Raw genomic sequence first — 14,780 nt, 5'->3', positions numbered from 1 at the left:
CCTGCTCGGCGAGTTGTCGCTCAGCCCTGCTGGGCGACGAGGCTCACCGGGCGCAGGTCGGTCCAGTGGGACTCGACGTAGGCCAGGCAGGCCTCGCGGGTGTCCTCGCCGAAGACGGTCCGCCAGCCGGCGGGCACGGCGGCGAAGGAGGGCCACAGCGAGTGCTGGTTCTCTCCGTTGGCCAGGACCAGAAAGCGGCCCTGCGGGTCCTCGAAGGGGTTGGTCGTCATGCGTTCTCACTCCTCGTGGATGTGACGTGGTACAGCTCGGACAGCGGCAGTTCGGAGTCCGCTGTCACCGTGCGCAGAAGGGTCTGGAGTTCTTCGGCGAGCCGGCGGGCCTTCGCGGCGCCGATCCGCTCGTGGGCGTGGACGAGCCCGCAGTGCACGGGCCCGTCGCCGCGCGGTTCGTAGAAGGAGAGCGTGAGCTCCACCCGTGCCGTGCCGGTCGGGACGGCCTGGAGGGCGCCCACGCCGCCTTGCAGCGGGTCGAGGTCGGCCTGCTCGTGGTGGATCACCATCACCTGCGGGCCGGCCGGACGCAGGCCGGCCGCGCGGACGACCGCGTCGAAGGGGACGTCCTGCCGGTCGAGCGCGGCGAGCGTGGTCTCCCGTACGCGGGCGAGCAGTTCGGCGAAGGTCGGGTCTCCGGCGGTGTCGGTACGCAGGAGCACCGTGTTGAAGAAGCAGCCGACCAGATCGGCGAGCCGGTCGTCGGTGCGGCCGGCGACCATGGTGCCGATGGGCAGGTCGGTGCCTGCGCCGTGGGCCGTGAGCAGCGCGGCGAGCGCCGAGTGCAGGACCATGAACATGCTGGTGCCGGTGGCCTGCGCGAGCCGGTCGACGTCGGCGTGCAGCCGCTCGTCGAGGACGAACTCGACGACCCCGGCCGCCCCGCGTCCGGTGCGGCCGTCGGCCCCGGGGGCGGGGACGTCGGCCGGCAGGGCCAGTTCGCGCGGTGCTTCCCTGAGCGTCCGCCGCCAGTAGGCCAGTTGACGGCCGCCCCGGCTGTCCGGGTCGTCGAGGTCCCCGAGGACCTCGCGCGCCCAGCGGGTGTAGTCGGCGTACGTCACGGGGAGCGGCTCCCAGCCGGGTGCCCGGCCGGCGGTCCGCTCTCCGTAGGCCGTGGTGAGGTCGCGGAGGAGCGGGACCACGGACCATTCGTCCACGGCCAGGTAGTGCATGGTCAGCAGGACCGCCTGGGTCCCGTCCGTGCCGGTGAGCAGCCTGACCCGCAGGGCGGGTTCCCGCTCCAGGTCCGGTGTCTGCCCGGCCAGTTCGGCCAGTCGGGCGTCCAGGTCCGCGCAGTGCTCGGAGGCGAGCGCCGGTGCCTCGGCGGCCCGCCGCAGCACCGTGCCGTCGCGCTGCTCGGTGAACGCGGTGCGCAGCGGCTCGTGCCGGGCCGTCACGTCGGCGAGCGCCGCGGCGAGGGCGTCGGCGTCGAGGCCGCCGGGCGAGCGGAGCACGAGCGCGTGGTCGAAGCCGGGGCCGCGGCGGTACGCGTCCCACTGCCACTGCTGGACGGGCGCCACCGGCAGGTCGGTGCCGTCGGCCGCCGCGTCGTGTGCCGGGTCTGCCGGGCGCAGGGCGGGCCGGGCGGCGGTCGCGCCGTCCAGCTTGCCGGCGATGCCGGCGACGGTGAGGGCGTCGAAGACGTCCCGGATGCTCAGCTCGACGCCGAACTCGGTGCGGATCCTGCCGAGCAGCCGCATCGACGCCATGGAATGGCCGCCGAGCGCGAAGAAGCTGTCGTGGACGCCGACGCTCTCCAGCTTGAGGATCTCGCAGAACAGTTCGGCGAGCCGGGTCTGGGTCGGGGTCGCCGGGCGGGCGTCGCCGGTCATCGCGGACCACTCCGGCGCGGGCAGCGCCTTGTGGTCGAGCTTGCCGTTGGGCGTGAGCGGCAGCGGGCCGTCGAGGGCGACGACGAGGGCGGGGACCATGTACTCGGGGAGCTGCCCGGCGACATGGGCGCGCAGCTCCTGCGGGTCGAGCTCCTTCGGCGCCCCTCCCCCGGTCTCGGGTACGGCGTAGCCGACGAGCCGGACGATGTCGCCGTCGCGGTCGGGCAGGACGGCGGCCTGGGCGACGGACGGGTGGCCGGCGAGCGCGGCCTCGATCTCGCCGAGCTCGATGCGGAAGCCGCGGATCTTCACCTGGGTGTCGACCCGGCCGAGGAAGTCGAGGTTGCCGTCGGCGCGCCAGCGGGCGCGGTCGCCCGTGCGGTACATGCGGCTGCCGGGTGCGCCGAACGGGTCGGCGACGAACCGCTCCGAGGTGAGCCCCGGCTGCCCGAGGTAGCCCCGGGCGATGCCGCGCCCCGCGACGTACAGCTCGCCGACGACACCGGGCGGCACCGGCCGCAGGTGCTCGTCGAGGACGTAGCAGCGGGTGTTGGGGTCGGGGCGGCCGATCGGCACCCGGCCGGTGGCGCGGCCGCCGTGCTCGCGGGCGGGCCAGAGCGTCGAGTTGACCGTCGCCTCGGTGAGTCCGTACGCGCAGATCAGGTGCGCGGTGACGCCGAACCGCTCGAAGAGGTCCGGCGGGACGGTCTCCGTCCCGACGAGGACGGTCGAGCCCTCGGGCAGGGCGCAGCCCGGGGGCAGCGCCGACACCAGCGACGGCGGCAGGATCATGTGGGTGATCCGCTGGTCCGCGAGGAAGTCGGTGAGGGCGGGGCCCGCGACCCTGGCCTCGTCGGTGATGAGCACGAGCCGTCCGCCGTGGCAGAGCGCCATGGCGAGCTCGAAGGCGAAGACGTCGAAGCCGATGGAGGCGAACTGGAGGACGCTGCTGTCGTGGGCGAGACCCATCCGGTCGACGGCGGTGGCGACGAGGCTGGCGATGCCCTCGTGCGGGACGACGACGCCCTTGGGGCGGCCGGTGGAGCCGGACGTGTAGATCACGTACGCGGCCTGGTCCAGCCCCACCGGTCCGCCGGGCGGCGGTGTGGCCGGCAGCGCGGCGAGTTCGGCCGCGGTGTCCGGGGCGTCGAGCAGGAGCACCGGGACGCCGGGCACGTCGGGGATCTTCCCGGCGACGGGCTCGGTGCCGACGACGACGGCCGCGCCCGAGTTCTCGATCATGTACGTGAGCCGGTCGCCGGGGTGGACGAGGTCGAGCGGGAGGAACGCGGCGCCCAGCTTCAGCGCGGCGACGACCGTCGCGATCATGTCCACCGAGCGCGGCACGGCCACTCCGACGACGCTCTCGGCGCCGACGCCGCGGGCGGCGAGCAGCCGGGCGAGGCGGTCGGCACGGGCGTCGAGCTGGGCGTACGTCACCGACCGGGAGCGGTCGACGACGGCGACGGCGTCCGGGCGTTCGGCGACCCGGCGGGCGAACAGCCCGGGCAGGGTCTCCTCGTCGACCTCGCGGGGCGGGCCGTTGAAGCCTTCGAGGACCAGTCGGCGTTCCTCTGCGGAGAGGATCCCGGCCCGCGACACCGGCTGGTCGGGGGCGGCGACGAGGGCCGTGACCAGCCTGCGGAGGCGGTCGGCGACGCGCTCGGCGGTCTCCCGGTCGAAGAGTTCGGTGGCGAACTCCAGGCGGCAGCCGAGGGAGTCGGCGGCGCCGTCGGCGCCGGTGCGCTCGGTGAAGCTGAACACCAGGTCGAACTTGGCGGTGCCGATCCCGCAGGGGACGTAGGAGGCCTGGAGGCCGGGCAGCCGCAGCTCGTCGTCGGTGCGGGCGTGGTAGCCGACCATCACCTGGAAGAGCGGGTTGCGGGAGAGGGAGCGGGTCGGGTTGAGCTTCTCCACGACCGACTCGAAGGGGACGTCCGCGTGGGAGAACGCGGCCAGGTCGGTCTCCCGCACCCGGGCGAGCAGCTCGGTGAAGCTGGGGTCGCCGGTGAGGTCGGTCCGCAGGACCAGCGTGTTGACGAAGAAGCCGACGAGCTCGTCCAGGGCCTCGTCGCCCCGCCCGGCGATCGGTGCGCCGAGGGGGATGTCGGTGCCGGCGCCGAGCCGGTGGAGCAGGGCGGCGACGGCCGCGTGCACCACCATGAACATGCTGGCGCCGGTCTCGCGGGCGAGCCGCTTGAGGCCCTCGTGGACCGTGGGGTCGAAGGCGATGTCCAGCTCGGCGCCGGTGAACGCCGGGCGGGCGGGCCGCGGCCGGTCGGTGGGCAGCTCCAGCTCCTCGGGGGCGCCGGCCAGGGCCGTGCTCCAGTGTTCCAGCTGCCGGGCGGCGAGGCTGTCCGGGTCGGCCGGGTCGCCGAGGAGGCGCTGCTGCCAGAGGGCGTAGTCGGCGTACTGGACGGGCAGCGGTTGCCAGTCGGGGGCGGCGCCGTCGAGGCGGGCCCGGTAGGCGGTGGCGAGGTCCCGCAGGAAGGGGCGGTCGGACCACTCGTCGGTGGTGATGTGGTGCAGGAGCAGCGCGACGACGTGGTCGTCGGGCGCCACCTCCACGATCGTGGCGCGGAGGGGGAGTTCGCCGGCGAGGTCGAAGGGCCGGCGGACGGCGGCGTCGACGATGGCGGGCACCTCCTCCTCGGCGGCGCGCAGGTGCTCCACGACCGGGCGGACGTCGGCGGGCAGGACCCGCTGGAACGCCTGGCCCTCGCGCTCGGCGAAGACCGTGCGGAGCGCCTCGTGGCGGGCGGTCACGTCGGCGAGGGCGGCGCTCCAGGCCGTGCGGTCGAAGGCGCCGCGCAGCCGCATGACGAGCGGGAAGTTGTACGCGGCCGAGGTGCATTCGATCTGCTGGATGACCCACAGGCGCTGCTGGGCGTGCGACAGCGGCAGTTCGTCGGGCCGTTCGGCGGCCGTGAGGGCCGTCAGGGCCGGGCGGCCGGTGCCGCGCGAGGCGGCCGTGCGGGCGACGAGCTCGGCGACGGTGGGCGCCTCGAAGAGGTCGCGGATCGCGAGTTCGGCGTCGAGCGCGGTGCGGGCGCGGCTGACGAGCCGGGTGGCGAGGAGCGAGTGGCCGCCCAGCTCGAAGAAGTCGCTGTCGATGCCGACGCTGCCCTCGGCAAGGCCGAGCACCTCCGCGAAGAGCGCGCACAGCGTCTCCTCCTGCGGGGTGCGCGGGGCGCGGGTCTCGCCGGTGCCGGCGAAGTCCGGGGCGGGCAGGGCCTTGACGTCGAGCTTGCCGTTGACGGTCAGCGGCAGCGTCGCCACGGGGACGAGCGCGGACGGGACCATGTAGTCGGGCAGGCCGGCCTTGAGGTGCTCGCGCAGCCGCTGCACGAGCGTCTCGTCGACGGGATCGGCGCCCTCCTCCCGTACGAGGTAGCCGACGAGGCGCTTGGTGCCGGCGGTCTCGTGGACGACGACGGCGGCGTGGGCGACCTCCGGGTGCGCGGACAGGGCCGTGGAGATCTCGCCGAGTTCGATGCGGTAGCCGCGGAGCTTCACCTGGTCGTCGGTGCGGCCGAGGAAGTCGAGCAGGCCGTCGGGGCGCTGCCGTACGAGGTCGCCCGTGCGGTACATGCGCTCGCCGGGCTCGCCGAACGGGTCGGCGACGAACCGCTCGGCCGTGAGCCCCGCCCGGTCGTGGTAGCCGCGGGCGAGGCCCGTACCGGCGATGTACAGCTCGCCGGGGCAGCCCGGGGGGACGGGCCGCAGCATCGTGTCGAGGACATGGGCCCGGGTGTTGCGGATGGGCAGGCCGACGGTGGGCGTCGCGCTGTCGGTGGTGGAACCGCCGAGGGTGTTGATCGTGTACTCGGTCGGGCCGTACAGGTTGTAGCCGTACGTGCCGTCGGTGTCGCGCAGGCGCGTCCAGACCGTGTCGGAGACGGCCTCGCCGCCGAGCAGGACGAGCGCGGGCCGGTGCCGGCCCGCGCCACTGCCCGTGCCACTGCCCGTGCCACTGCCCGCGCCACTGCCCGTGGCCTCGTCGCGGTCGAGCAGGCCCTCCTCGATGAGGAGCTGGGCGTAGGTGGGCGTGACGTTGACGACGTCGACGCGGTGCTCGTCGCAGTACGCGACCAGGGCCTCGGCGTCGCGGCGGAGCTCCTCGTCGCAGACGTGGACCTCATGGCCCTCGACGAGCCAGAGCAGCTCCTCCCAGGACATGTCGAAGGCGAAGGAGACGGTGTGCGCGATGCGCAGGCGCCGTCCGCCGGCCGAGGCGATGGCCGGGTCGAAGATCTCCTTCTGGTGGTTGAGCTGCATGTTCGTCAGACCCCGGTAGGGGGTGACGACGCCCTTGGGGCGGCCGGTGGAGCCGGAGGTGTAGATGACGTACGCGGGGTGCTCCAGCCGGTCCGGCACACCGCGGGCGAACGCGGGCCGCTCGGCGTCGCTGATGCCGTCGCCGGGCAGCGCGGCCAGTTCGGCCGCCACGGCCGGGTCGTCGAGGAGGAGCTCGGGGGCGACGGGCCCGTCCTCGCCGCGCAGGGTCGGGGCGACGGCGGTCGTGGACAGCAGGCACAGCGGTCCCGTGTCCTCGGCCATCAGGCGCAGCCGGTCGGCGGGGTGGTCGAGGTCGAGCGGCAGGTAGGCGGCGCCCGTCCGCAGGACGGCGAAGAGCGCGGCCACCATCTCGATGGACCGGGGCAGAGCGAGCGCCACGACCGTCTCGGGTCCGGCGCCGCGGGCGAGGAGCAGCCGGGCGAGCCGGTTGATCTGCGCGTCCAGTTCGGCGTACGTGAGGGCGCGGTCGCCGAAGACGAGCGCCACGGCGTCGGGGGTACGGGCGACCTGGGCCGTCAGCATGTCGGCGACGGTCTCGTCCGGTACGTCCTCGCGGGTGGCCGCGCGGCCGGAGTCGAGGGCGGCGCGCTCCTCCGGGAGCAGCAGGTCCACTCCGGCGGTGCGGGCGGACGCCGTGCCGTCGAGGGCCTCGCCCAGGCGGTCGAGGACCGTCGTGAAGCGGGCCAGGATCGTGGCGGCGGCCGCGGCGTCGAAGAGGTCGGGCCTGGCCGCCAGGGTCACCCGCAGCCGCGCGCCGGGCGTGACGATCAGGGTGAGCGGGAAGTGGGTGCCGTCGACGTTGGAGACGCCGGTGATGCCGTGCCGCGCCCGGAGCTCCGCCGCGCGGTCCTCGCCGTCGGCCGAGCGGAGCACGAAGAGCGTGTCGAAGAGGCGGCGGTGGCCGGTCTCCTGCTGGAGCGTGCCCAGGCCCACGTACTCGTACGGCATGACGGAGGCGCGCTCGGTCTGCATCCGCCGCAGCAGGTCGAGCAGCGGCTCGTCCGGGGCGAAGGCGACGCGGGCGGGGACGGTGTTCAGGAACATGCCGATGATGCCGGCCACGTCCGGTACGTCCGCCGGGCGCCCGGCGACCGCCGTGCCGAAGGCGACGTCGCCGCGGCCCGTCATCGCCGAGAGGACCAGGCCCCAGGCGGCGTTCAGGACGGTGTTCAGGGTGAGTCCGTGGCGCCGGGCGAGGGCGCGGAGCCGGTCGCTGCTCTCCTGGGTCAGGTGGGCGTCGAAGTCGGCCGGGATGACGGGGCCGGCGTCGCGTCCGGACGGGGCGACGAGCGTCGGTTCGTCGAATCCGGCGAGCGTCCCGCGCCAGGCGTCCAGGGCGGCCGCGGTGTCCTGGGCGTCGAGCCAGGCCAGGTAGTCGCGGTACGAGCCGGGCCGCGCGAGGCCGGTGGCGTCGCCGGCCCGCTCGTACAGCGTGAACAGCTCCTCCAGGAACAGCCAGGCGGACCAGCCGTCCCACAGGATGAGGTGGTGGGTGACGACGAGCCGGTCGCGGCCGTCGCCGAGGCGGATGAGCAGCAGGCGGCAGAGCGGGGCGGCGGACAGGTCGAAGCGCCGGCGGCGGTCGGCGGCGAGCAGCTCCTCCACCCGGGTCCGCTGTTCCTCCTCGGGCAGGTGGCTCAGGTCCTCCTCGGTCAGCGGGATCTCGGCGCCGTCCGCGATGAACTGCACGGGCCGGGGCAGGCCGTCGCTGGTGAATCCGGCGCGCAGGCTGGTGTTGCGCGCGAGGAGGGCGCGGCAGGCGGCCCGCAGCCGGTCGGCGTCGACCCTGCGGTCGAAGTCGAGGGCCTCCTGGGACTGGTAGACGTCGAGGGCGTCGCCGGCGTCGTAGGTGGCGTGGAAGTACATGCCCTCCTGGAGCGGGGAGAGCGGCCAGATGTCCGCGACGGGGAGCCCGGCGGCGGCGTGGACGCGCTCGGTCTCCTCGGCGGTGAGCACGAGCCCGCCCAGCGGGGCCGGGGGCGGTTCCGGGGCCGGTGCGGAGGGCTCCGGGGGCGCGGCGGCTGTCAGTTGGTCGAGCAGGGCCTTCAGGGCGGGGTCGACGGCGGCGCCGGACTGCTGCTGGAGGGCCAGGACGGCCTGGAGGGCGGCGGCGGCCTGCCCGGCGTCGGTGGCGGAGACGGTCACGCCGTCTGAGTGCACGGGTACCTCGGTTGTCTGGGATGCGGTGGGGTCGGCCGGCGTCGCGGTCGGAGTCGCGGTCAAAGTCGCAGTCGGGGCCGCAGTCAGGGCCGTACGCGCGGCCGTCTCGGCGAGCGCGGCGGGGGTGCGGCACGCGAACACGTCGCGCGGGCTGAGCGTCAGCCCCCGCTCGCGGGCGCGGGTGGCGACGGTGATCGAGGTGAGGCTGTCGCCGCCGAGGACGAAGAAGTCGTCGTCGACGCCGATCCCCGGCATGCCGAGGACGTCGGCGAAGATCGCGCACAGGGCGCGCTCGCGCTCGTCGCGGGGCGCGCGGCCGTCCGCCCGGGGTGCGGCCTCGGGGGCCGGCAGGGCGTTCTGGTCGAGCTTGCCGCTGGGCGTCAGGGGCAGTTCGGCGAGGACGACGAGGGCGCCGGGCACCATGGGGGCGGGCAGCGCGTCGGCGAGCGCCGCGAGGAGCGCCCCCTGCTCCGGGGCGGCGCCGGGGGCCGAGACGGCGTAGCCGACGAGGGCGCCGTTGCGGACGGTCACGGTGGCGCGGGCGACGCCGGGGAGTGCGGCGAGGGCGGTCTCGATCTCGCCCAGCTCGATGCGGTTGCCGCGGATCTTGACCTGGCGGTCGGTGCGCCCGAGGTACTCGACCGCGCCGTCGGCGCGCCGCCGCACCAGGTCGCCGGTGCGGTACATCCGGCTGCCGGGCTCGCCGAAGGGGTCGGCCACGAACCGCTCGGCGGTAAGACCGGGCCGGTGGTGGTAGGCCCGCGCCAGCTGGACGCCCGCGAGGTACAGCTCGCCGGGCACTCCGTCGGGCACCTGCCGCAGGAACGGGTCCAGGACGTGGAGCCGGGTGTTCCACACGGGTCGCCCGATCGGGACGGCGGGCTCGTCGCCGCCCTCGTACGGGAAGTACGTGACGTCGACGGCGGCTTCGGTGGGGCCGTAGAGGTTGTGGAGGGGGACGGGTCCCCGGCCGTCGCGGGAGGTCCGGGACGTGAGGTCTCGCCAGCGGCGGGCGTCGGCGCCGGTGAGCGCCTCGCCGCTGCAGAACACCCGGCGCAGGCTCGCCGCCCAGTCGGGGAGGTCCGTGGCGGACTCCGCGACCTGGACGAACGCGGCGAGCATCGACGGCACGAAGTGGGCCGTGGTGACGGCCCGTTCGTGGATGAGGCCGGCCAGGTAGGCGGGGTCGCGGTGGCCGTCGGGGCGGGCGAGGACGACGGTCGCGCCCTCGGCCAGCGCCCAGAAGAACTCCCAGACCGACACGTCGAAGCTGGACGGGGTCTTCTGGAGCACCCGGTCGTCGGCGGTCAGCCCGTACGCGTGCTGCATCCAGGCGAGCCGGTTGACGATCGCCCGGTGGGTGACGGCGACGCCCTTGGGCCGGCCGGTGGAGCCCGAGGTGTAGATCAGGTACGCGGGGTGGTCGGGTCCGGCGGCGCGCACGGGCGCGTCGGGGGCGGCCCCGTCCCGCTCCTCACCGTCGACGAGCAGGTGGTGGAGGTCCGGGACGGCGGGCAGCCGGCCGGCGGCCTCCGCCGTCGTCACGACGGTACGGGCGCCCGAGTCGGTGAGCATGAACGCGACCCGGTCGGCCGGGTAGTCGAGGTCGACCGGCAGGTAGGCGGCGCCCGACTTGAGGACGCCGAGGAGCGCGACCATCAGCTCGGCCGAGCGGGGCACGGCGACGGCGACGTACTGCTCGGGGCCGGCGCCGCGGGCCCGGAGCCGCCGGGCGAGCGCCTCGGCGCGCCGGTCCAGATCCGCGTAGGTGAGGGTGGTGTCGTCGAAGACGACGGCCGGGGAGTGCGGGGCGTCCGCGACCCGTGCGGCGAAGAGGGAGGCGAGGGTCGCCTCGGGGACCGGGTGCCCGGTGGCGTTGAGCTCCGCGAGGTGGTCCCGCTCGCGGAGGGAGAGTATGCCGGTGCGGCCGACGGGGTGGGCGGGTTCGGCGACGACGGTCCGCAGCAGGGCGGTGAAGCGGCAGGCGAGGACCGCGACGGCGACCTGGTCGAGGCGTGCCGCGTCGTGCTTGAACCGCAGCAGCAGCCCGTCGTCGGCGGGCTCGACGACGAGCGCGAGCGGGTAGTGCACGGCGTCGAGGATCTCGGCGCCGGTGACGAGCGGCTTCTCGGGCCCCTGCCCCGCGGTCCGGTCGCCGGTCGGGTAGTTCTCCACCACCACGAGCGTGTCGAAGAGTTCACCGCCGCCGCCCGTGACCCGCTGGATGTCGGCGAGGCCGAGGTGCTGGTGGTCGAGCAGGGCCGCGTGCTCGTCCTGGACGCGCCGCAGGAGGTCGGTGAGCGACTCGTCGGGGCGCAGGGTCACCCGCGCCGGAACGGTGTTGATGAACAGGCCCACGGCGGCGTCGAGGTCCGCGACCTCCGTGGTGCGCCCGGAGACGGTGGTGCCGAAGACGACGTCCCGGCTGCCGGTGAGCGCGCCGAGGAGGAGGCCCCAGGCGCCGTGGAGGACGGTGCTCAGGGTCAGGCCGTGGCTCCGGGCGTAGGCGGTCAGTCCGTCGGCGAGGCCCTGGGGGAGCCGGGTGTCGACGTGCTCGGGGCGGGCCGGCGCGTCGGCGGTGCCCGGGCGGGAGAGCTCGGGCAGCCGGGTGGGCTCGTCGAGCCCGGCGAGGGCCTGCCCCCACGCCTCGCGGGCGGCGTCGCGGTCCCGGCCCGCGAGCCAGGCCAGGTACGGCTCCGGGGCGACCGGCTCCGGGAGCGTGAACCCCTCGTACGCGGCGGCCAGTTCGCGGAGCAGGACGGAGACGGACCAGCCGTCGGCGACGATGTGGTGCAGGGTGAGGAGGAGCCGGTGGCGCTGCCCGTCCCTGATGAGGGTGGCGCGCAGCAGCGGCGGCCGGTCGAGGGCGAACCGCTCGGCGCGGTCGGCGTGCAGGAGCGCGTCGAGTCCGGTGGTGGCGGTGTCGGCCTCCCGCCACGGCAGGGTCACGTGCGCGGCGAGCCGCTGGACGATCTCGCCGCCGGGCAGCTGGCGGAACGACGCGCGCAGCAACGGGTGCCGGTCGAGGAGAAGTTGGAGGGCGTCGCGGAGCCGGTCGGGGTCGACGGGGCCCGCGAGGTCGAGGAGTTCCTGGACGACGTAGAGGTCCTTGGCCCGGTCGTCGAACTCCGCGTGGAAGAAGAAGCCTTCCTGGAGCGGGGAGACGGGCAGGGCGTCCGCGTCGAGCTCCACCGCGCGGGCCGGGGCGGTGGGGGTCTCGCCGGTGGTCCGGGCGGCGCGGGCGAGAGCGGCCACGGTCCTGTTCCGGAACACCTCGCGCGGGGTGATCGCGAGCCCGGTCTCGCGGGCGCGGTGGACGAGCTGGATGGCGACGATGCTGTCGCCGCCCAGTTCGAAGAAGCTGTCGTGGACGCCCACCGACGGCAGGCCGAGGACCTCGGCGAACAGCGCGGCGAGCGCGGTCTCGGCCGGGGTGCCCGGGGTGTCGGCGCCGGTCAGGGCCGTCCACCGGGGCTCGGGCAGGGCCTTGCTGTCGAGCTTGCCGTTGGGGGTCAGCGGGAGCGTTCCCTCGAGGACGACGACGGCCGACGGGACCATGTGGTCGGGGAGCGCGTCGGCCACGTGGGCGCGCGCGGCCGTCACGGCGGCCTCGGCCTCCGCGCCGGCCGCCTCCGCGACCAGGTAGGCGACGAGGCGCTTCACGCTCCGGTGGTCCTCGCGGGCGAGGACGGCGGCCTGGGCGATGCCCGGGCAGGCCATCAGGGCGCTCTCGATCTCGCCGGGCTCGATCCGGTGGCCGCGGATCTTGATCTGGCCGTCCGCGCGGCCGAGGAACTCCAGGTTGCCGTCGGCGCCCCAGCGGACCCGGTCGCCGGTGCGGTACATGCGGGTGCCGGGCTCGCCGTACGGGTCGGCGACGAACCGCTCCGACGTCAGCCCGTGGCGGCCCAGATAGCCGCGGGCGAGGCCGCGGCCGGCGACGTACAGCTCGCCCTCCGCGCCGACGGGCACCGGGCGGAGGGCCGTGTCGAGCACGTAGGCGCGGGTGTTGGGGTCGGGCCGGCCGATGGGCGCGGGGCCGGGCCGGTCGGGCTCGGCGAGCCAGAGCGTCGAGTTGACGCTCGCCTCGGTGAGGCCGTACGCGACGACGACCCGGAGCCTGCCGTCCCAGCGGGCGATCAGTTCGCTCGGGACCGCCTCGGTGCCGACGACGAGCACGGCCCCGGCGGGGAGTTCGCACTCCTGCGGCAGGGCGGAGACGAGCGACGGCGGGAGGATCATGTGGGTGGCGCGGTGGCGGGCGATGTAGTCGGTGAGCGCGGGGCCCGCGACGCGGCGCTCGGCGGGGACGACGATGATCCGGCCGCCGACGCACAGCGACATGATCAGGTCCCACACCGTCACGTCGAAGCCGACGGAGGCGAACTGCACGACCCGGCTGTCGGCGGTGATGCCGATGCGGTCGGTCGCCGTGGCGACGAGGCTGCCGACGCCGTCGTGCGGGACGACGACACCCTTGGGGCGGCCGGTCGAGCCGGAGGTGTAGATGACGTACGCGGCCTGGTCGAGGGCGACGGGGACACCGGGGTCGGTGTCGGCGAGGGCGGCGAGCGCGTCGGCGGTCTCCGGGTCGTCGAGCAGGAGGTGTGTGACGCCCGTGGGCCGCGGGAGTTCACCGGCGAGGTCGCGCACGGTGAGGACGGTCCGGGCCCGGGCGTCGTCCAGCATGTAGGCGATGCGGTCGCGCGGGTGGTCCGCGTCCAGCGGCAGGTAGGCGGCGCCGGCCTTCATCACGGCGAGGAGGGCGACGACGAGTTCGGGCGAGCGCGGCAGGGCCACCCCCACGACGTCCTCGGCGCCCACGCCTCGCGCGGCGAGGAGCCGGGCGAGCCGGTTGGCGGCGGAGTTGAGTCCGGCGTACGTCAGCTCCCGGTCCTCGCAGACGAGGGCGACGGTGTCGGGCCTGCGGCGGACCTGCCGCTCGAAGGCGGCGGGCCAGGAGAGGTCCGCGACCTCGCGCGGGGCGACGCCGAACTCGTCGAGCACCAGGGCGCGTTCGGCGTCGGAGGTGACGTCGAGGAGGCCGAGGGGGCGGTCGAGGTCCGCGGTGAAGTCACGCAGCACGGCGAGGAAGCGGCGTTCGTGGTCCGCGAGCTCCCGCTCGTCGCACACGTCGGCGTCCGCGTCGAGGTGGACGGTGACGCCCCGGCCGTGCCGGGTCTCGGCGAAGGTGAAGGCGAGGTCGCTGACGGGCCCCAGCCATTCCGGGCGCAGCTCGGCGTCGAGTTCGCCGCCGTCGGCCGCGAAGCGGAGGCCCTCGGAGCGCGGCAGGACGTTGACGGTGGGTCCGACGAGCTCCGGCACGCCGTCGACGAGGCCGAGGTCCCTGGCCAGGTCCTCGGCGCGGTAGCGGCCGTGGGCGACCGCGTCGGCGACCCGGTCGCGGACGTGGGCCACGAGGGCGGCCCCGGTGGCGGCGGGCCCGGCGGCGAGGCGCAGCGGGAGGATGTTGGACACCATGCCGGGGACGGTCGCGGAGACCTCGTCCCGGCGGGCGGTGATCGGCAGGCCGAGGACGAGGTCCTGCTCGCCGCTGACGCGGTGGAGGTAGGCGGCGACGGCGGCGACGAGGACGCGGGACGGGCGGACGCCCGCGCTCCGGGCGGCGGCGTGCAGCCGGTCGACGTCCTGGGCGGCGAGTTCCGTCGTACGCCGCAGGCGTCGCGTCATCGGGGACGCGGCGCGCTCGACGAGGCGTACGGGCTCGGTCCTGCCGGCCATGCGGTCGGCCCACCAGGCGCGGTCCTGATCGTGCCCGTCCGACGTGCGGTAGGCGCGGTCGGCGGCGACCAGGCCGGCGAGGGTGCGGTCGCCGGGGGCCGGCGCCTGCTCCCCCGCCGTGTAGAACTCGCCGGCGCGCCGGGAGACGAGGGCGGCGCCCATGCCGTCGTTGACGATGTGGTGGTAGCGCTGGACCCAGAGGACGTGGTCGTCGGCGAGCCGCAGCAGCGCGTGGCCGGAGAGCGGTCCGTGGGCGAGGTCGACGGTCCGGTCCCGGTCGGCGGCGGTCCACGCGGCGGCGGCCTCCTCCGGGTCGGCGGCGGCGCGCAGGTCCACGACCGTGAGGTCGAGGGGGTGGGTGCGGGGCGTCTGGCGCGGTCCGTCGCTCCCGGGAACGACGTTCACCCGCAGGCACTCGGCCTCGTCGACGGCCCGGCGGACGGCCGCGGCGAGCCGGTCGAGGTCGAGGTCGCCGCGGAGGTCGAGCGTGAACACGATGTTGTAGGCAGAGCTGTCCGGCTCCAGTTGCTGGGCCAGCCAGATACCGGATTGCCCGCCGGTGAGGGGGAGCCCGTGGGCGGACGTCCGGTCCGACTCGACGTCAAACATCGTACGAAGTGGCCTTTCCCTGGAGGTGCGTCGGTGTGAGTGGTCCCGGTCGCGACTCGACGGCGTGGCGGGACCGCCACGCCGTCGGTAGGACCCACGCTCCCTGACGCTGCGTCAGCGACGAGCG

2 protein-coding genes are annotated in these 14,780 nt (G+C 75.3%); both read right to left on the bottom strand.

What is annotated here, in order from left to right:
- Window positions 1-20 precede the first annotated feature (20 nt).
- On the bottom strand, window positions 21-230 hold the full coding sequence (locus tag ACZ6K0_RS22525) for an MbtH family protein (protein WP_469229897.1): 210 nt from the start codon (window positions 228-230) through the stop codon (window positions 21-23).
- Window positions 227-14,653 carry an amino acid adenylation domain-containing protein gene (locus tag ACZ6K0_RS22520; protein WP_469229895.1) on the bottom strand — a complete coding sequence of 4,809 codons (14,427 nt, stop codon included), beginning with the start codon at window positions 14,651-14,653 and terminating at the stop codon, window positions 227-229. The genes ACZ6K0_RS22525 and ACZ6K0_RS22520 overlap by 4 nt, the downstream gene beginning before the upstream one ends.
- Window positions 14,654-14,780 lie beyond the last annotated feature (127 nt).

The sequence above is a fragment of the Streptomyces sp. NPDC042346 genome, assembly GCF_055581845.1.
This window is presented reverse-complemented; position numbering and strand designations above follow the sequence as displayed.